Below are 18,868 nucleotides of genomic sequence, written 5' to 3'. Positions count from 1 at the left end.
GAAAATACTTAGAATGTTATTAATAAATACTAAAAAATCATACCGTTTTATCTAGTTTATGGCTTAGTTGTCATGATAGCGTATTCTTGTATAGGAGCGCTTTTTATGATAAAATGTAATGATAAGTTTATCGAAAGGAATTGGGATGGCAAATATTCTACGAACTGTTATCGAAAACGATAAAGGCGAACTAAGAAAATTAGAAAAAATTGCAAAGAAAGTTGAGTCATACGCTGATGCGATGGCCGCTTTGTCTGATGAAGAATTAAAAGCAAAAACACCAGAATTCAAACAACGTTATCAAAATGGTGAAACGCTAGATCAGTTATTGCCAGAAGCTTTCGCGGTTGTTCGTGAAGCTGCAAAACGTGTTCTTGGGCTTTATCCATACCGTGTTCAAATCATGGGTGGTATTGTTATGCACAATGGTGACGTGCCAGAAATGCGTACTGGTGAAGGTAAAACATTGACTGCGACTATGCCAGTTTACCTTAACGCACTTGCAGGTGAAGGTGTTCACGTTATAACTGTTAATGAATACCTTGCAACACGTGACGCGACTGAAATGGGTGAAGTTTATAGCTGGTTAGGTCTTTCAGTAGGTATCAACCTTTCTGCTAAATCACCATACGAAAAACGTGAAGCTTATAACTGTGATATCACTTATTCAACAAACTCAGAAATCGGTTTTGACTACCTTCGTGATAACATGGTTGTTCGCCAAGAAGATATGGTTCAACGTCCATTGAACTTTGCCTTGGTCGATGAAGTTGACTCTGTCTTGATTGATGAAGCAAGAACACCTTTGATTGTCTCTGGTCAAGTTACTTCAGAAACAAGTCAACTTTACATTCGTGCAGATAAATTCGTTAAAACACTTGAAAGTGTTGATTATGTCATTGATGTACCAACAAAAACAATCGGTCTAACTGATAGTGGTATCGATAAAGCTGAAGAATATTTCAACTTGGAAAATCTTTATGATTTGGAAAATGTTGCCTTAACACACTATATTGATAACGCTCTTCGTGCTAACTACATTATGATTTTGGATATTGATTATGTGGTTAGTGAAAACGGTGAAATCTTGATTGTTGATCAATTTACTGGTCGTACAATGGAAGGTCGTCGTTTCTCTGATGGTTTGCACCAAGCTATCGAAGCTAAAGAAGGTGTACGTATCCAAGAAGAATCTAAGACAAGTGCATCAATTACTTACCAAAACATGTTCCGCATGTACAAAAAATTGGCAGGTATGACTGGTACAGCCAAAACTGAAGAAGAGGAATTCCGCGAAGTTTACAATATGCGTATCATTCCGATTCCAACTAACAAACCTGTAGCACGTATTGACCACCCAGATTTGTTGTACCCAACACTTGCTTCTAAATTTAGAGCAGTTGTTGAAGATGTTAAACGTCGTCACGCTAAAGGTCAACCGGTCTTGGTTGGTACTGTTGCCGTTGAAACATCAGACATTATTTCTAAGAAATTGGTTGAAGCTGGTATTCCACATGAAGTTTTGAATGCGAAAAACCACTTTAAAGAAGCGCAAATTATCATGAACGCTGGTCAACGTGGTGCCGTTACAATTGCAACTAACATGGCTGGTCGTGGTACAGATATCAAACTTGGTGAAGGTGTACGTGAACTTGGTGGACTTTGTGTCATCGGTACAGAACGTCACGAAAGCCGTCGTATTGATAATCAGCTTCGTGGACGTGCAGGTCGTCAAGGTGACCCAGGTGAATCACAATTCTATCTATCTCTTGAAGATGATTTGATGCGTCGTTTCGGTTCAGATCGTATTAAAGCTTTCCTTGATCGCATGAACCTTGATGAAGATGAAGCTGTTATCAAATCTAAGATGTTGACACGTCAAGTGGAATCAGCTCAAAAACGTGTTGAAGGTAACAACTACGATATGCGTAAACAAGTCCTTCAATATGATGATGTGATGCGTGAACAACGTGAAATCATTTATGCTGAACGTCACGATGTTATCACAGCAGACCGTGATTTGGCACCTGAAATCAAAGCAATGATTAAACGTACAATTAATCGTGCTGTTGATGCTCACAGCCGTGCAGACCGCGAAGAAGGTATCAAGGCTATCTTGAATTTTGCTAAATCAAACTTGGTTTCGGAAGATTCTATCAAACTAGCTGACCTTGAAAATCTAGATTTTGAAGAAATCAAAGAAGAACTTTACAAACGTGCTTTGGTAGTTTACGATGCTCAAATCGCTAAACTTCACGATGAAGAAGCCGTTAAAGAATTCCAAAAAGTTTTGATTTTGATGGTTGTGGATAACAAGTGGACAGACCACATTGATGCCCTTGATCAATTGCGTCAATCTGTTGGTTTGCGTGGATACGCTCAAAATAACCCTGTTGTTGAATACCAATCAGAAGGTTTCCGTATGTTCCAAGCAATGATTGGTGCCATTGAATTTGACGTGACACGTACAATGATGAAAGCACAAATTCACCAACAAGAACGTGAACGCTCAACTGAACGTGCGACAACTATGGCTGAAAAGAATATCTCTGCTCAACATGTTCAAGCAAAATCTGATATCGATTACTCTAACGTTAAACGTAACGATTTGTGCCCATGTGGATCAGGTAAAAAATTCAAAAATTGCCACGGTCGTAAACATTTTCAAAAAAGACAACAGAAAATTCTGACAATTCATTGAAAAACCTCTTGAAAATGGTATAATAGATGAAATCTTAACTAATTTCAGGAGAGGGAAAATATATGTCATTTAAAGCAACAAGTAAAAAGATTAATTTCGATGCTCTTAAAGAAGAATCAAAATTAACTGGTGACGTTCTAGCTAAAAAAGAAGCTCGTGATCGCGAATTAGAAGCTATCATTAAAGGTGAAGATGACCGAGTTCTTTTGGTTATCGGCCCTTGCTCATCTGATAATGAAGATGCTGTGCTTGAATACGCTCGTCGTTTGGCAAAACTTCAAGAAGAAGTTAAAGACCGTGTCTTTATGGTAATGCGTGTCTACACAGCAAAACCACGTACGAATGGTGATGGTTATAAAGGTTTGATGCACCAACCTGATACATCAGAAGCACCAAGTTTGATTAACGGTATTAAAGCCGTTCGTCACCTTCATTATCGTGTGATTTCAGAGACTGGCTTAACAACAGCAGATGAAATGCTTTATCCAGAAAATCTTCCATTGGTAGATGATTTGGTATCTTATATTGCTGTTGGTGCGCGTTCAGTTGAAGACCAACAACACCGCTTTGTTGCTTCAGGCATTAGTGTCCCAACAGGGATGAAAAACCCTACTTCAGGTAACTTGAATGTTATGTTTAACGGTATTTATGCTGCACAAAATAAACAATCATTCTTGTTTAACGGTGAAGAAGTAGAAACATCTGGTAATCCATTTGCACATGCTATCCTTCGTGGTGCACTTAACGAATATGGTAAAAATATGCCAAACTATTACTATGATAATGTCATCGATACTATCGAGCAATACGAAAAAATGGGACTTGAAAATCCATTTATCGTTATCGATACTAACCATGACAACTCAGGAAAACAATATTTAGAACAAGTTCGTATTGTCCGTCAAACATTGATTAACCGTGATTGGAACGAAAAAATCAATAAATACGTTCGTGGTTTCATGATTGAATCATACTTAGAAGACGGACGTCAAGACAAACCTGAAGTCTTTGGTAAATCAATCACAGACCCATGTCTTGGTTGGGACAATACCGAAAAACTTGTTCACGAAATTTACGATACACTAGGTAAATAAATTATGGGAATACATCAAAAAAGTGCAACGATTGATATTGCACAAGTCAAAGAACTATCAAAACTAGAAGGTGATTTTCTTGCTAAGAAAAAAGCACGTGATGCTGAATTGGCAAAAATCATCAAAGGTGAAGATGACCGTATTCTCTTGGTTATCGGTCCATGCTCGTCTGATAATGAAGATGCTGTACTTGAATACGCTCATCGTTTAGCGAAACTTCAAGAAGAAGTGAAAGATAAGATTTTCATTGTCATGCGTGTTTATACAGCAAAACCGCGTACAAATGGTGATGGTTATAAAGGGTTGATGCATCAGCCTGATACATCAAAACTTCCAGATTTGATTAATGGTGTTGCTGCGGTTCGTCATTTGCATTATCGAGTTATCACAGAAACTGGTTTGACAACTGCAGATGAGATGTTGTATCCTGATAACCTTACCTTGGTAGATGATTTGGTGTCATATCATGCTATTGGAGCTCGTTCGGTTGAAGACCAAGAACACCGCTTTGTTGCCTCTGGAATTGATGCCCCTGCAGGAATGAAAAATCCAACATCTGGTAATTTGAATGTGATGTTTAACGGTATTTATGCCGCACAAAACAAACAAAACTTCATCTACCATAATGCAGAAGTTGAAACAGATGGTAATCCATTGGCGCATGCTATTCTTCGTGGTGCACTAACTGAGCATGGCGAAAATATGCCAAACTACTATTATGATGACTTGTTGAAAGCAATTGCGCACTACGAAAAAATGGGACTTGAAAATCCATTTATCGTTGTGGACACAAATCATGATAATTCTGGTAAACAATATCTTGAACAAATCCGTATTGTCCGTCAAACATTGATTAATCGCGACTGGAGTGATAAAATTAACAAGTATGTACGTGGATTCATGATTGAATCTTACTTGGAAGATGGTCGCCAAGATACACCAGAGGTATTTGGAAAATCGATCACAGACCCATGTCTAGGATGGGATAAAACTGAAAAATTGATTCGTGAAATCCATGCAACCTTAAGTCATGATTCTTATGAGGAATTGCTATTCTAATTAATTGAATAACCTATGGGGCTGGGGATTTTTCTCAGCTCCTTAGTTTTGGAAATCATTAAGCAATTAAGCTGATAAGAGTTTTGATTTGGTTTAAAATCGTTTTTCACAAAGGAGACGTATGATTATTGGTCATGGCATTGACTTGCAAGAAATAGATGCAATCAAGCGAGCGTATGAGAAGAATAATAGATTTGCAAAGCGCGTGCTGACAGAAAAAGAATTTCAAGTTTTTTCAGGTTTTAAGGCTGAGAAAAGGCAAATGGAATTTTTGGCGGGACGTTGGGCTGCAAAAGAAGCTTTTGCTAAGGCAATGGGGACTGGAATTGGGACACTTGGTTTTCAAGATATTGAAATCTTGAATAACCAGCTAGGTGCGCCTGAGATTACCCAGTCACCTTTTACTGGTAAATGCTTTATCTCACTTTCTCATACGGGGAATCTTGTGCAAGCCAGTGTTATCTTAGAAGATGATGAGTAACAAATTTTTTGAAAAATGAAAAGTAGGATTAATCGAGAAATTTTTTACTAGCTTTGGAGGAGAAAAAATGATTTCAAGTTTACACCGACCAACAAAAGCCTTAATTGATTTAGGGGCTATTTGTGATAATATTGAGGCGGTTAAAGCTAATATTCCAGAAGGGAAAAAAGCTTTTGCGGTTGTTAAGGCTAATGCTTATGGACATGGTGCTAAAAAGGTTGCGCGAGCTGTGCACCACTTAGTTGACGGTTTTTGTGTATCAAATGTCGATGAAGCTCTCGAACTTCGTGAAGCAGGTATTGAAGAAACTATCTTAATCTTGGGTGTTATCATGCCTAATGAAGTTGCTTTAGCACGTGATTACGATATTACCTTAACTGTTGCTAGCCAAGAATGGCTTGATTTAGCAAATGAGCAAGACATCAGCCTTAAAGGGGTTAACGTTCATTTGAAAGTTGATTCTGGTATGGGACGTATTGGTGTACGTAGTCTTGAAGAAGCTGAAAGCTTAATGGCTAACTTGAAAAAATCTGGCGCTAATGTAGAAGGTATCTTCACTCACTTTGCTACAGCTGATGAAGCTGATGATACTAAATTTAATGAGCAATTGGCATTCTTTACAAATATTGTTAACAACTTGAGTGAAAAACCAGCCCTTGTTCATGCTAGTAACTCAGCGACAAGTATCTGGCACAGCGAAACAATCTTCAATATCGTTCGTCTTGGTATCGTGATGTACGGATTGAATCCAAGTGGAACAGATATTGCTCTTCCATATCCGATTAAACCAGCTCTTGGCTTGGAATCAGCGCTTGTTCACGTAAAGACAATCCCAGCTGGTGCGACTGTTGGTTACGGTGCAACTTACACTGCTCAAAAAGAAGAATATATTGCGACTGTTCCAATTGGTTATGCTGATGGATGGACTCGTGATTTGCAAGGTTTTTCAGTTCTTGTGAATGGACAATTTTGTGAAATCATTGGGCGCGTGTCAATGGACCAAATCACGATTCGTTTGCCAGAAAAATTCCCAATCGGTACTAAAGTAACTTTAATTGGTCAAGAAGGTGACAAGGTTATTTCAGCTACTGATTTAGCTCAAAAACGTGGTACTATCAATTATGAAGTACTTTGTCTTCTAAGTGACCGTATCCCACGTTTCTATTCAAAATAAGATAAAAAGGATTCTAGATTGTCGTGATTTTCTTACGGCGATTTAGAATCTATTTTTTGTTATAATAATAGCAAAGTGAGGTCTTATGAATTTACAATCATCAATTGAGGAATTGAAAGGCTTAGGTCCTAAGTCGGCAGAAAAATTCCATAAATTAGACATTTATACGATTGAGGATTTGCTACTTTATTATCCTTTTCGTTATGAAGATTTTAAGAGCAAGAGTGTTTTAGATTTAGTTGACGGGGAAAAAGCTGTTATTGTTGGAACAGTAGTAACACCAGCAAATGTTCAGTATTATGGTTATAAGCGTAATCGACTGTCTTTTAAAATCAAGCAAGGTGAAGCCGTTATTGCGGTATCTTTTTTCAATCAGCCTTATTTGGCAGATAAAGTTGAGCTTGGCAGTGATGTGGCGATTTTCGGAAAATGGGATGCTCTAAAATCCGTAGTGACTGGTATGAAGATTTTAGCGCAGGTTGAAGATGATATGCAGCCTGTTTACCGTGTGGCGCAGGGCATTTCGCAAAATGCTTTGATTAAAGCCATAAAATCTGCTTTTGCTCTTGGCGCACAAAATTGGTTGCCTGAGAATCTACCCCAAGTTTTCTTGGGTAAGTACCGTTTACTAGGGCGAGCAAGAGCAACTGAAGCCATGCATTTTCCAAAGGATTTAGCAGAATACAAGCAAGCCCTTCGTCGTATAAAGTTTGAAGAACTTTTTTATTTTCAGATGAATCTGCAAGCTTTGAAGGCAGATAATAAATCAGAAGCTAACGGTCTTATGATTGCATACGATGAGCAAAAAGTGGCTGATAAGATAGCGAGCTTGCCGTTTGATTTAACGAGTGGGCAAAAGCGCAGTCTTAGTGATATTTTATCTGATATGTGCTCTGGTGGCCATATGAACCGCCTTTTGCAAGGGGATGTTGGTTCTGGTAAGACGGTAGTTGCAAGTCTTGCCATGTATGCAGCCTACACGGCTGGTTTTCAATCAGCTTTAATGGTGCCAACAGAAATTTTGGCTGAACAACATTTCGAGAGTTTAACACAGTTTTTCCCTGATTTATCCATTGCTATCTTGACGTCAGGTATGAAGGCAGCTAATAAAAAAGTCGCTCTTGCTGCCATTGCGGCTGGTTCTGTGGATATGATTGTGGGAACACATGCGCTGATTCAAGATGCGGTGAGCTACCATCGTCTAGGACTTGTTATTACAGATGAGCAGCACCGATTCGGGGTCAATCAGCGTCGTATTTTCCGCGAAAAAGGTGAAAATCCTGATGTGCTTATGATGACAGCGACGCCTATTCCACGTACGCTTGCCATTACCGCTTTTGGTGAAATGGATGTTTCCATTATTGATGAATTGCCTGCAGGGCGAAAACCAATTATCACACGCTGGGTTAAGCATGAGCAGTTGGATATTGTCCTTGACTGGGTCAAAACAGAATTGCAAAAAGGTGCGCAAGCTTACGTCATTTCACCTTTGATTGAGGAATCTGAATCTCTGGATTTGAAAAATGCGATTGCATTGCATGAAGATTTGTCTGAGTATTTTGCAGGATGTGCCAACGTGGCTTTGATGCACGGACGCATGAAAAATGAAGAAAAAGAAGCTATCATGCAAGACTTTAAAGCTCAAAAGAGTCAGGTTCTGGTCTCAACGACAGTGATTGAAGTTGGGGTCAATGTGCCAAATGCAACTATTATGATTATCATGGATGCTGATCGTTTTGGACTTAGTCAGCTACACCAGCTGCGCGGACGTGTTGGGCGTGGTGACAAGCAATCTTATGCGATTTTGGTTGCTAATCCAAAGACTGAGACAGGAAAAAAACGCATGAAAATCATGACAGAAACCACAGATGGTTTTGTACTGGCTGAAGCTGATCTTAAAATGCGTGGCTCTGGTGAAATTTTTGGAACACGACAATCTGGAATTCCGGAATTTCAAGTAGCAGATATTGTGGAAGATTATAATATTTTAGAAGAAGCTAGACGAGTTGCTAGCCAGATCGTTTCAAATCCAAATTGGAGCCAAGAACCACAATGGCAAATCATCACTCAAAATCTCAAAGATAAAGGTAACTTTGATTAAGGTTTATGAAAGATTTCTACAAGGAAAGCTTAAGCTTTCCTTTTTATAATGGCTTTACCAAATGAAAGATGAGGTAAGCTTATGATAATAAACGTAACTTATAAGATGACATTTGCTAAAAAAATTGACGAGAAACCAGCTTACGGAAAGTAGGCTGATAAAAGAGGACTCTTTTTTGATAAATGCTATGGCAGTAAAATCCCTAAAAGACATAAGACCATGGTGATAATTTAGCTCAGTCGAAAGTGACTGGGCTTTTTTAGTGGCATTTGTTATGGAAAATCCTTGATTTTGGATAAAATTCTTAAAAATTACGCAAAAAATATCGTTTTTCGATAAAAAAGTATTGCAAAACGAAAAACTTGCAGTATACTAATTATATCGAAAAACAATAAAATGTTTTCGGAAAAGAATAATTTAATATCGCAAAACGGATTTAACAATTAAGCTCAACCACAAATCCAATAGGAAAACGTTTTTTAGGAGATTTATCATGAACACAAAAACTATCGAAAACATCGTCAAAACAGTCGCTAAGGTTGCTATCAATCTTACAAATATCGTTTTAGTCTTAACAATCCTTGCGGATTTGGTTTCACATGTTTATGGTTACGATACTAAATCCGTTGGACAATACGGTGTGATTGAATGGGCAATCGGAAAAGATACTAACACTTGGCTACTAACAGCACTGACAATCTTGACAAACAGTGCCATGATTTACGGATTGACAAAACTCAAACATTTTATTGCAAACTTCACTGTAAAAGCAGTACTAGCTGACAAAATATACCACTTTTTAAAACAAGCAAGCATCTACACATTCTTTGCATCATTTCTTCAAAATTTTTTATCAACATCAATGCACCAAGCTCAACTTATTTTTGATTTTTCAATTTGCGCTTATTTCTGCCTTGCTTTCTTACTTGTTAAATACCTACGTGGACGTCACGTGGCCTAACCCAAGAATTATCGTCATTTTACCAATTATCAATTAACTTTAAGAGGAGGTTTATCATGAACACAAAAACTATCGAAACTGCTGCTAAAACTATTGCCAAAATTGCTGTCAATATCACTATTGTGAGGCTTATTTTAATCATTTTTGCTGATTTTGCTTCACATTTTTACGGTTATGATAAAATGGCTCTCGGCCAATACGGTATGATTGAGTGGGCAATTAGCAAGAGCCAACATACTTGGGGTATTACATTTTTGACTTGTCTGGTAAATGGTGCCATTATTTACGGACTTACTAAATGAAAACTTTCCTTTCTGATTTGACAGTTGCTGATATTCTTTTAGACCGAGCTTATAGCTTTTTGAAAAAAGCAACTCTTTACACATTTGTGGTATCAGTTTTTCAAAACATCTTGACAAATGCTTCTAATACAAGTAATATGACAGTTGACTTTTCAGTTTGTGGCTCTTTAGCCCTTGCTGTTGTAATTAGTAAATGGCTTCGCACTCGTCGCTTAGCTTAACGGGAAAATAATTTTAAGGAGACAATCATAAAGAAAACAAACTGTAAAGCGTTGAAAGTTGCCAATGTTGTGATTAATATTGCAATCGTCTTAATCGTTTTATCTACAGTAGTTGCTATTTCTCTTTCGTTGACACAACCACATTTGAACTTGATGAATCAAGCTGGAAATGGTTTTTCATTTGATGTAAATATTCCAGAAAAGCTTTTGCATTCGCCATCATTTCTTAGTTTGTTTGCTGTTAATTCATGCCTTTGGATTGCGCTCCTTGTTTTTGTGAAAATGTTTTTCAAAAATATTATCGATAATAATATTTTTACTCCAGAAAATGTAAAATTGGCACGTTATGTTGAGTATAATTTTATTGCCCTTGCATTTTTAGATAGTTGGCTCCAAAGTTTGTGTTCTGGTTCATGAGTTTTATCTTTTGTTAACTGGGCTTATCTAGTAGCGGCATTTATTGTTTGGGTATTTTCAATGATTTTAAGAGAAGCTAATGTCATTGCTGAGGAAAATGAATTTACAATTTAGAGGTAGTCATATGATTCAAATTAATCTTGATGTTGAATTAGCAAAACGAAAAATGAAATCAGGTGAATTAGCTGAACGTATCGGTATTACAAATGCTAATCTCTCTATCCTAAAAACAGGTAAAGCAAAAGCGGTTCGTTTAACGACACTAGATGCGATTTGTCGTGAGTTAGGCTGTCAACCTGGTGATATTTTAGAATACATTCCTGATGAAGAGTAACAAAAAAGCTGAAGCAATTGCTTCAGCTTTTTAGCATTAATCAGATGATTACCCTTCAATATATTCTTTTAATTCTTGTCCTTTTAGCCCTGCATTTAAAGCGATGAGAAGTTTTAGGCGGGCTTTTTGGGCATTGAGTTCTTTGATGAACATAACCCCAGCGTTAGCGAGTTGAACGCCGCCTCCTTCGTAGGCGTAGACTGGTTCAGCAATTCCGTTAAAGCAACGTGAGACAAGAACAACAGGAACGCCTTGTTTGATGAGGTCGTAGATTTCTTCGGCAGCGCGTGGTGGCATATTCCCAGCTCCAAGCGCTTCGATGACCACACCTTGAACATTGCTTGGATTAAGGAAACTAATAATACCATCGCCACCCATACCAGTATAGGCTCTGATAATTGGAACGGTACCTGAAATATCTTGTAAATCAAAACGAACACGAGGTTCAGCTGTTCGGAAGAAGAGAATATCATGTTTCATGATGATGCCTAAGGGTCCATGGATTGGTGTTTTAAAGGTTGAAACGTTAGTAGTATGAGTTTTTGTCACGTATTTTGCGGCGTGAATTTCATCGTTCATAACCACTAAAACGCCTTTACCAATTGCTTTTTCGTGACTCGCAACACGAAGGGCGCTGAGGTAATTGTAAACACCGTCACTCCCTAGTTCATTTGATGAGCGCATAGCACCAGTAAGCACGATTGGAACGTTAGGAACTTCCATGGTATCAAGGAAATAAGCTGTTTCTTCAAGAGTATCTGTTCCGTGAGTGATAACCACACCGTCAAAGTTATCAGCTTCTTCTTTGATTTTTTGGTAAAGCTTTAACATGTGTCTTGGTGTGATGTGTGGACTCGGCACATTAAAAAAATCAAGTGCTGTCACTTGAATATCTTCAAGATTGACACCGACGTGATTCATCGGATTATCATTTTCTGGGCGGACATTACCGTCTTCGTCAGCATGCATTGAGATGGTTCCACCTGTGTGCAAGACAAGGATTTTTTTCATGACAATAAAACTTCCTTTTAAAAATGTGATATAATCTATTTTAACATAAAGAGGGAGGGCGAGAAACGGTTTGGCAATAAAAGCAGTATTTTTTGATATTGATGGGACACTTTTGAATGATCGTAAGAATGTGCAACAATCGACCTTGAAAGCTATTAATAGCTTGAAAAAACAAGGGATTTTTGTGGGAGTAGCAACAGGACGTGGGCCAGGTTTTGTGCAACCATATCTAGAAAATCTTGGTTTGGATTTTGCGATTTCTTATAATGGTCAGTACATTTTTACACGAGATCAGGTGCTTTATCATAATCAAATGGCTGTGTCGACAGTTTATCGTTTGATTCGTTATGCCAATGATCATCGCCGTGAAATCTCTCTGGGAACAGCTTCAGGTTTGGTAGGTTCTCGTATTATCAACATGGGGACAAGTCGTTTTGGTCAAGTTGTTAGCACACTTGTCCCGAAACGTTGGGCAAAAGCGGTGGAGCGCAGCTTTAAACACTTTATCCGACGTTTCAAACCACAAAATTTAAATGGGTTATTGGCGATTATGCGTCAACCGATTTATCAAGTGGTGTTTGTGGCAACTGAAGGTGAAACAGCTAATATTCAAAATGCTTTTCCTCATATTAAAGTCACACGTAGTAGCCCTTATTCAGCTGACTTGATTTCAAAAGGACAATCCAAAGTCAAAGGAATTGAGCGAGTCGGTGAGATGTTTGGCTTTAGCCTAGATGAGGTCATGGCCTTTGGTGATTCTGATAATGATATTGAAATGTTATCTGGTGTCGGCACTGGCGTTGCTATGGGAAATGCCAAAGAATCTGTAAAAGCTATCGCCACTTATACAACAGATACTAACAACAATGATGGTATTTCAAAAGCCTTAGCTCACTACGGTTTGATTCATGTTGAAGTTGGTGAACACTTTGATAGTCAAGATGACAACTTCAATAAAGTCAAAGATTTCCACCATCAAATGGACGGAGAAACTTGCGAGACACCACGGCTTTATGGTGTCGAAGAAGCTGATCATCGCTCAGACTTCAAGGTTGAAGAGATTGTCGAGTTCTTATATGCGACAAGTAAGGGAAATCCAGAAGCTTTCGAGCAGTCAGTGGCTAACTTGCACGAAGCTGTTGATAAAGCCGTGACTAAGATTAAAAGTAAAGAACACCCAGAAACACCTCTTGTTGGTCAGGTGGATGCTCTGACAGATTTGTTATACCTGACTTATGGTTCCTTTGTTTTAATGGGAGTTGACCCAAAACCTTTCTTTGATATTATTCATGAATCAAATATGGGAAAAATCTTCCCTGATGGTCAGGCACATTTTGACCCGACTACTCACAAGATTTTAAAACCAGATGATTGGGAAGAAAAATTTGCACCAGAACCAGCTATCAAACGTGAATTGGACCGACAAATTCATAAATCACTTAATCGTAAAAAAAGAAACCAAGCTAGTCGTTAGACCAACTTGGTTTTTTTCGTAATTATAGAATAGTTGATTAAAAATTATTATTAAAGAGAATTGATATTACTCAAGACTTAGAATGTTTTTTCGCTATCGCGAACAACTAGCAAATCGACTTTTGCATGACGCATGATGTATTCTGATGAAGAACCGATGAGAAGTCGTTCAAATGTGTTAAGACCAGTAGCCCCAACCATAATTAAATCAGCTCCTTCTTTGTCAGGAATATCACGTGCTAAGAGAGTCTTAGGATTACCAAATTCAATGACTTGTTTGACTTTAGTTAAACCTTTGTCGCGAGCTTGTTTTTCATAGTCATCTAACACTTCTTTTGCTTCTTGTTCAAGTTTTTCATAAACATAAGTGTCAAAAGTAGCAACACTTTGAAGTGCGCGTGTATCAATGACGTGTGTAAGTAGTAACTCTGCGCCGTTACGTAGTGCAACGTTTACCCCTTTTTCAAAAGCCAATTCTGATTCGTAAGAACCATCAATAGCAACTAGGATTTTTTCATAATGATGTGACATAAGCTGCCTCCTTAATTATGCTAGCAAGAGCGTAAAATCAAGCGAAAACATAGGACTGGTAAGAAATCTTGGTTTATCGAGAACTAAGGTTAGTTATCCGTCTGTTGTTAAAACGTAACAACATTTCGCATTCCAAACTTCCTGCCCATATCAATAATTTTAATAATCTAGACGGGATAAGATAAGGTAGCATTAAACGCTTACATTTACCTAAAGAAATATCCCTAAAATTATTATAACCTATTTGTCTTAAAAATGAAAGCGTTTAAGGAATTTTTCTGAATATTTTTGCTATAATGGTAAAAGTGAGGAAAAGTATGATTAAAGATATAAAATTGGTTTTAAAAGATTTGAATCAACACAAGTATATTTATGTCTTAAGAGCAAGTATTCTCCAGTTTTTAATGACGACAATTGGCGCTTATTTATTAGCTCTCCTTTTAAAAGTTGTTCTCATTAATTCAAATATTCCTGGAATGGCAACGGATAATCTCTTAAGTTTTTTAACCAATCCACTCACCTTAGGTCTCTTATTTGTGTATCTTTTGTTACTGGCTTTCTTGATTTATCTAGAATTCTCTTTATTAGTAGAAATCATCGAGTGTAAGGAAGCTAAGTTAGGAGTGGGACTTTTTTATTTTAAGGAAAGAAGCCGTCATTTTTTTAAATCTATTTCAGGTTGGCATTTTTTAGATTTTCTCTTCTATTTGATATTAACAATTCCTTTTATCGAATTTTTGGTGTCATCTGCTCTGTTAGAAAATCTATATATCCCTAATTTTATTTCTGGAGAGCTGACGAAGTCTACAAATGGGAAAATAATCTATTTTGGATTATATGCTATCTTTGCTTACCTCAATCTTCGTTTTATCTACGCTCTTCCTTTGGCAGTGACTAAAAAATACAATCGCTTTGCGGTTTCATTGAAGGAATCTTGGCAGTTGACTAAGGGTAGGAAAATCTTTCGAGTGTTAGGCTTTGGTCTTGTGGTTATAATCATTACAGCTATTATTAGCCTTTTAAGTGCTGCAGGAATTGGCTTAGCAGCTTTGGTTGATGGCAGTGAGAAGACTTTTTGGGTTGAGACGCTATTTTTATCTTTTGTTTGGGGTGTTCTTTTTGCAGGACGTTTGGTCTTCAAGTTAGCTTTTCTTTCCTATTTATTAAAAGGTTTTGACCCTAAAACTCCTCAAAAGCTGCCGATAAGAGAAAATAAAAAGCAACATCGCATGTTAGCTTTAACTGGACTTTTACTGCTTATTGGTGGTATTAATTTTACATACAACGCTTTGAAAGCTTCTGGTGACCCATCAAAAAATTTAGCGGTTATCGGACACAGAGGCATGCTTTCTCAGGGTGTTGAAAATTCTTTAGAGTCTTTAGAAGCATCTGCTAAGGCAGGAGCAAGTTATTCAGAATTAGATATTATCTTATCAAAAGATGGCCATTTTATTGTCAGTCATGATGATAATCTTAAACGTCTGACAGGGAAAAATATTACGATTTCTCAATCTCAAGCTAAAGATATCCTTGGTTTGAAAATAAAACAAAATGGTTATGAGTCACACTTGGTTTCTTTTGAAGACTATGTGGCTAAGGCGAAACAACTAGGTATTAAGTTGTTGGTGGAGTTAAAACCAACTGGAAATGAACCTGACAATTATGAGCAACTCTTTGTGGATAAAATGAAAGAGTTGCATGTTGACTCTTCTTATCTGGTTATGTCAGCTGACTTAAAAACCATTGAGAAGGTCAAAAAGCTTGATTCTACTATTCAGTCTGGTTACACCATTTCATTCCAACTGGGTGATTTTACAAGTCAAAAAGTAGATTTTTATGCAATTGAAGACTTCTCTTACAATGAACTTCTAGCGCGTAAAGCTCACCAAAATGGTAAGAAAATCTACGTCTGGATAATCAATTCTAGAGATGATATTGAAAGGTACTTAGAAACAAGTACTGACGGCATTATTACAGACTACCCAACTAGCGTTCGGAAAATTGAAAAAGAGCTGGCAGCTAATGACAGTTATCTTGATTATTTTTTGCGATTAACGAATCTTTCTTGGATTGAAAAATTATAAAGGAAAGTTTATAATGTTTGAAATGAGGTAAAATCTATGAAAATATTTGATAAATCTTCAAAGCTAGAACATGTTGCATACGATATTCGTGGGCCAATTCTTGATGAAGCCAATCGTATGATTGCTAACGGTGAGAAAATTCTTCGCCTTAATACCGGAAACCCAGCTGCCTTTGGTTTTCAAGCGCCAGATGAGGTTATCCGTGACTTGATTGCTCACGCTCGTAATAGTGAAGGGTATTCTGATAGTAAAGGGATTTTTTCTGCTCGTAAAGCTATCATGCAATACTGTCAGTTAAAAGGATTTCCACATGTGGATATCGATGATATTTATCTAGGAAATGGTGTCTCTGAGCTTATCTCAATATCACTTCAAGCCCTTCTTGATGATGGTGATGAAGTCTTGGTGCCAATGCCTGATTACCCATTGTGGACAGCTTGTGTCAGCCTTGCTGGGGGAAATGCCGTGCATTACCTTTGTGATGAACAAGCTAATTGGTATCCTGATATTGATGACATCAAATCCAAAATCACATCAAATACCAAAGCTATTGTTATCATTAATCCAAATAACCCAACAGGTGCTTTGTATCCCGATGACCTTTTGAAAGAAATCGTGGAAATTGCTCGTCAAAATGACTTGATCATTTTTGCAGATGAAATCTATGACCGTTTGGTTATGGATGGCAAAAAACATACTGCCATTGCTAGCTTAGCACCTGATGTTTTCTGTGTGTCAATGAATGGTTTATCAAAATCACACCGAATCTGTGGTTTCCGTGTTGGATGGATGGTCCTATCAGGTCCAAAACAAAATGTTAAAGGATACATTGAAGGGCTTAATATGTTAGCCAATATGCGTCTTTGCGCAAACGTCTTAGGACAAAATGTTGTTCAGACTTCTCTAGGTGGTTATCAATCAGTCGATGAACTTTTGATTCCTGGTGGTCGTATTTATGAACAACGTAACTTCATCTATAAGGCAGTAAATGAAGTGCCTGGTTTGTCTGCAGTGAAACCGGAAGCAGGACTTTACATTTTCCCTAAAATCGACCGTAATATGTATCAAATTGATGACGATGAACAGTTCTGTTTAGAACTGCTAAAACAAGAAAAAGTCATGTTGGTTCCAGGTAAAGGTTTCAACTGGAATGAACCTGACCACTTCCGAATTGTCTATTTGCCACGTGTTGAAGAATTAGCTGAGGTTCAAGAGAAGCTAACACGCGTTCTTAGTCAGTACAAACGTTAAGGATTAATTCATTAGAATGATATCACTTTTTTTAGCTTGATAAGGCTTTAAAAGCGAACGTTCTAATGAATTTTATTAATTAAATTCAGGTTAAAAAGTATTCGCTTATAAAAATGTCAGAAGATACAGAAATTTTCTGATAATTGTTTGCAAAATAAGGGTTCCTTTGATATAATTGTAACGCAAATAACGCAAAGGAAGTAGAAAATGCCGAATTTATTAGAAAAAACACGTAAGATTACATCAATTTTGCAACGCTCTGTTGATAGCCTAGATACTGAATTGCCATATAACACAATGGCTGCTCAACTTGCTGACATTATTGATTGTAACTCTTGCATTATCAACGGGGGAGGAACCCTTCTTGGTTATGCAATGAAATACAAAACTAATACTGACCGTGTTGAGGAATTCTTTCAAGCAAAACAATTCCCAGAAAGTTACGTAAAAGCAGCTAGTCGTGTTTACGATACTGAAGCTAACTTGTCTGTAGATAATGATTTGACAATTTTCCCAGTTGAATCAAAAGATATCTATCCTGATGGATTGACAACAATCGCCCCAATCTATGGTGGTGGTATGCGCCTTGGTTCTCTTATCATTTGGCGTAACGATGAAGAATTTTCAGAAGACGATTTAATCCTTGTTGAAATCGCCTCTACAGTAGTTGGTATTCAATTGCTTAATCTTCAAACTGAAAATCTTGAAGAAACAATCCGTAAACAAACAGCCGTTAACATGGCTATCAACACACTTTCATATTCAGAAATGAAAGCTGTATCTGCTATTTTGGGTGAATTGGACGGGACTGAAGGTCGCTTGACTGCATCAGTTATCGCTGACCGTATCGGTATCACACGTTCAGTTATCGTTAATGCCCTTCGTAAATTGGAATCAGCAGGTATCATCGAAAGCCGTTCATTGGGTATGAAAGGTACATACCTTAAAGTCATCAATGAAGGTATCTTTGACAAATTAAAGGAATATAATTAATGGCAAAAGCTCTTATTTCAATTGATTATACCTACGATTTTGTAGCTGACGATGGTAAATTGACTGCTGGAAAACCAGCGCAAGCTATTGAAGATGATATTGTCCGAGTAACTAAAGAAGCGTATGAAGCTGGAGACTATATCTTCTTTGCCATTGATGCTCATGATGAAGGTGATGATTTTCATCCAGAAGCAAAATTGTTCCCACCGCATAATATCAAGGGAACAAGTGGACGTGATTTGTATGGTAAACTAGCCGACTTGTATGAAACAATCCAGTCAGATCAACGTGTCTTTTGGATGGATAAGCGTCATTATTCTGCTTTTTCAGGGACTGATTTAGATATTCGACTACGTGAACGTCGTGTCACAACGGTTGGTCTGACAGGTGTTCTAACGGATATTTGTGTTTTACACACAGCTATCGATGCTTATAATCTTGGGTATGATATTGAGATTCCTGCTGCGGCAGTAGCAAGCTTAACACAAGAAAATCATCAATTTGCTTTAAATCATTTCAAAAATGTTTTAGGTGCAAAGATTATTTAAGTTGAAAGAAGTGGATAACCACTTCTTTTTTTGCTTTAGAAGAAAAGTGTGAAAAATTCTCTGGAAAGAGCTTTCTCCCTTTCTTTTACATGTTAAAGAAAAGTAAAATGTGGTATAATTTTAGGGACTATG

The 18,868-nt window shown here is 37.4% G+C and carries 18 protein-coding genes; 16 read left to right on the top strand and 2 right to left on the bottom strand.

The window, feature by feature from the left end:
- The first annotated feature begins 145 nt into the window (after positions 1 to 145).
- From secA to DQN23_RS07430, 11 genes are all read left to right on the top strand, one after another.
- Positions 146 to 2,701, top strand: coding sequence for a preprotein translocase subunit SecA (gene secA / locus DQN23_RS07475; RefSeq protein WP_043895111.1), 2,556 nt, complete (start codon positions 146 to 148; stop codon positions 2,699 to 2,701).
- A gap of 62 nt (positions 2,702 to 2,763) precedes the next feature.
- Positions 2,764 to 3,795 carry a 3-deoxy-7-phosphoheptulonate synthase gene (locus DQN23_RS07470; protein ID WP_058814218.1) on the top strand — a complete coding sequence of 344 codons (1,032 nt, stop codon included), beginning with the start codon at positions 2,764 to 2,766 and terminating at the stop codon, positions 3,793 to 3,795.
- A 3-nt stretch (positions 3,796 to 3,798) separates the two neighbouring features.
- Entirely contained in the window at positions 3,799 to 4,854 is a 1,056-nt protein-coding gene (locus DQN23_RS07465; RefSeq protein ID WP_020917404.1) for a 3-deoxy-7-phosphoheptulonate synthase, read from the top strand.
- A 121-nt stretch (positions 4,855 to 4,975) separates the two neighbouring features.
- Entirely contained in the window at positions 4,976 to 5,335 is a 360-nt protein-coding gene (gene acpS, locus DQN23_RS07460; protein ID WP_039696339.1) for a holo-ACP synthase, read from the top strand.
- 67 nt (positions 5,336 to 5,402) lie between these two features.
- Positions 5,403 to 6,509, top strand: a complete 1,107-nt coding sequence (alr, locus tag DQN23_RS07455; protein WP_061408551.1) for an alanine racemase — start codon at positions 5,403 to 5,405, stop codon at positions 6,507 to 6,509.
- An 85-nt stretch (positions 6,510 to 6,594) separates the two neighbouring features.
- Entirely contained in the window at positions 6,595 to 8,610 is a 2,016-nt protein-coding gene (gene recG / locus DQN23_RS07450) for an ATP-dependent DNA helicase RecG (RefSeq protein WP_111712985.1), read from the top strand.
- A 493-nt stretch (positions 8,611 to 9,103) separates the two neighbouring features.
- Positions 9,104 to 9,571 carry a hypothetical protein gene (locus tag DQN23_RS07445; RefSeq protein WP_020917400.1) on the top strand — a complete coding sequence of 156 codons (468 nt, stop codon included), beginning with the start codon at positions 9,104 to 9,106 and terminating at the stop codon, positions 9,569 to 9,571.
- Between the two features lie 56 nt (positions 9,572 to 9,627).
- Positions 9,628 to 9,873 carry a hypothetical protein gene (locus tag DQN23_RS09375; protein ID WP_231872446.1) on the top strand — a complete coding sequence of 82 codons (246 nt, stop codon included), beginning with the start codon at positions 9,628 to 9,630 and terminating at the stop codon, positions 9,871 to 9,873.
- Entirely contained in the window at positions 9,870 to 10,094 is a 225-nt protein-coding gene (locus DQN23_RS09370) for a hypothetical protein (RefSeq protein WP_228380485.1), read from the top strand. The genes DQN23_RS09375 and DQN23_RS09370 overlap by 4 nt, the downstream gene beginning before the upstream one ends.
- Before the next feature lie 69 nt (positions 10,095 to 10,163).
- Complete coding sequence (locus tag DQN23_RS07435; RefSeq protein WP_231872444.1) at positions 10,164 to 10,511, top strand: DUF2975 domain-containing protein; 348 nt, start codon at positions 10,164 to 10,166, stop codon at positions 10,509 to 10,511.
- Between the two features lie 124 nt (positions 10,512 to 10,635).
- Entirely contained in the window at positions 10,636 to 10,845 is a 210-nt protein-coding gene (locus DQN23_RS07430; RefSeq protein ID WP_014335241.1) for a helix-turn-helix domain-containing protein, read from the top strand.
- 48 nt (positions 10,846 to 10,893) lie between these two features.
- On the opposite strand, the gene DQN23_RS07425 is transcribed toward DQN23_RS07430, so the two are convergent.
- Positions 10,894 to 11,856 (bottom strand): asparaginase, encoded by a 963-nt coding sequence (locus DQN23_RS07425; protein ID WP_020917399.1) that lies wholly within the window; start codon positions 11,854 to 11,856, stop codon positions 10,894 to 10,896.
- Positions 11,857 to 11,926: 70 nt separating this feature from the next.
- On the opposite strand from DQN23_RS07425, the gene DQN23_RS07420 reads away from it, so the two are divergent.
- Entirely contained in the window at positions 11,927 to 13,330 is a 1,404-nt protein-coding gene (locus DQN23_RS07420) for a Cof-type HAD-IIB family hydrolase (RefSeq protein WP_043895110.1), read from the top strand.
- A 77-nt stretch (positions 13,331 to 13,407) separates the two neighbouring features.
- Here the strand turns inward: DQN23_RS07420 and DQN23_RS07415 are convergent, their stop codons facing one another.
- Positions 13,408 to 13,860 (bottom strand): universal stress protein, encoded by a 453-nt coding sequence (locus DQN23_RS07415; RefSeq protein WP_014335239.1) that lies wholly within the window; start codon positions 13,858 to 13,860, stop codon positions 13,408 to 13,410.
- 317 nt (positions 13,861 to 14,177) lie between these two features.
- Here DQN23_RS07415 and DQN23_RS07410 point away from each other — a divergent pair, with 317 nt between their 5' ends.
- The 4 genes from DQN23_RS07410 (at position 14,178) to DQN23_RS07395 (ending at position 18,736) form a co-directional block, all read left to right on the top strand.
- Positions 14,178 to 15,944, top strand: coding sequence for a glycerophosphodiester phosphodiesterase (locus DQN23_RS07410; protein WP_111712984.1), 1,767 nt, complete (start codon positions 14,178 to 14,180; stop codon positions 15,942 to 15,944).
- A gap of 36 nt (positions 15,945 to 15,980) precedes the next feature.
- On the top strand, positions 15,981 to 17,195 hold the full coding sequence (locus DQN23_RS07405) for a pyridoxal phosphate-dependent aminotransferase (RefSeq protein WP_020917396.1): 1,215 nt from the start codon (positions 15,981 to 15,983) through the stop codon (positions 17,193 to 17,195).
- 207 nt (positions 17,196 to 17,402) lie between these two features.
- Positions 17,403 to 18,188, top strand: a complete 786-nt coding sequence (gene codY, locus DQN23_RS07400) for a GTP-sensing pleiotropic transcriptional regulator CodY (RefSeq protein WP_006532961.1) — start codon at positions 17,403 to 17,405, stop codon at positions 18,186 to 18,188.
- On the top strand, positions 18,188 to 18,736 hold the full coding sequence (locus tag DQN23_RS07395; RefSeq protein WP_020917395.1) for a cysteine hydrolase family protein: 549 nt from the start codon (positions 18,188 to 18,190) through the stop codon (positions 18,734 to 18,736). The genes codY and DQN23_RS07395 overlap by 1 nt, the downstream gene beginning before the upstream one ends.
- The last annotated feature ends 132 nt before the right edge of the window (positions 18,737 to 18,868 follow it).

It is taken from the genome of Streptococcus lutetiensis, assembly GCF_900475675.1.
GTDB lineage: Bacteria > Bacillota > Bacilli > Lactobacillales > Streptococcaceae > Streptococcus > Streptococcus lutetiensis.
The sequence above is the reverse complement of the archived record's forward strand: the minus strand, read 5'-3'. Positions and strand labels throughout refer to the sequence as shown.

Excerpts from the sequence above, each read along its gene's own strand:
- DQN23_RS07470 (WP_058814218.1), top strand. The coding sequence starts at position 2,764 with ATGTCATTTAAAGCAACAAGTAAAAAGATTAATTTCGATGCTCTTAAA.
- codY (WP_006532961.1), top strand. The coding sequence starts at position 17,403 with ATGCCGAATTTATTAGAAAAAACACGTAAGATTACATCAATTTTGCAA.
- DQN23_RS07410 (WP_111712984.1), top strand. The coding sequence starts at position 14,178 with ATGATTAAAGATATAAAATTGGTTTTAAAAGATTTGAATCAACACAAG.
- DQN23_RS07395 (WP_020917395.1), top strand. The coding sequence starts at position 18,188 with ATGGCAAAAGCTCTTATTTCAATTGATTATACCTACGATTTTGTAGCT.
- DQN23_RS09370 (WP_228380485.1), top strand. The coding sequence starts at position 9,870 with ATGAAAACTTTCCTTTCTGATTTGACAGTTGCTGATATTCTTTTAGAC.
- DQN23_RS09375 (WP_231872446.1), top strand. The coding sequence starts at position 9,628 with ATGAACACAAAAACTATCGAAACTGCTGCTAAAACTATTGCCAAAATT.
- DQN23_RS07415 (WP_014335239.1), bottom strand. The coding sequence starts at position 13,860 with ATGTCACATCATTATGAAAAAATCCTAGTTGCTATTGATGGTTCTTAC.
- DQN23_RS07465 (WP_020917404.1), top strand. The coding sequence starts at position 3,799 with ATGGGAATACATCAAAAAAGTGCAACGATTGATATTGCACAAGTCAAA.
- DQN23_RS07445 (WP_020917400.1), top strand. The coding sequence starts at position 9,104 with ATGAACACAAAAACTATCGAAAACATCGTCAAAACAGTCGCTAAGGTT.
- DQN23_RS07405 (WP_020917396.1), top strand. The coding sequence starts at position 15,981 with ATGAAAATATTTGATAAATCTTCAAAGCTAGAACATGTTGCATACGAT.
- acpS (WP_039696339.1), top strand. The coding sequence starts at position 4,976 with ATGATTATTGGTCATGGCATTGACTTGCAAGAAATAGATGCAATCAAG.
- DQN23_RS07425 (WP_020917399.1), bottom strand. The coding sequence starts at position 11,856 with ATGAAAAAAATCCTTGTCTTGCACACAGGTGGAACCATCTCAATGCAT.
- secA (WP_043895111.1), top strand. The coding sequence starts at position 146 with ATGGCAAATATTCTACGAACTGTTATCGAAAACGATAAAGGCGAACTA.
- recG (WP_111712985.1), top strand. The coding sequence starts at position 6,595 with ATGAATTTACAATCATCAATTGAGGAATTGAAAGGCTTAGGTCCTAAG.
- DQN23_RS07430 (WP_014335241.1), top strand. The coding sequence starts at position 10,636 with ATGATTCAAATTAATCTTGATGTTGAATTAGCAAAACGAAAAATGAAA.
- alr (WP_061408551.1), top strand. The coding sequence starts at position 5,403 with ATGATTTCAAGTTTACACCGACCAACAAAAGCCTTAATTGATTTAGGG.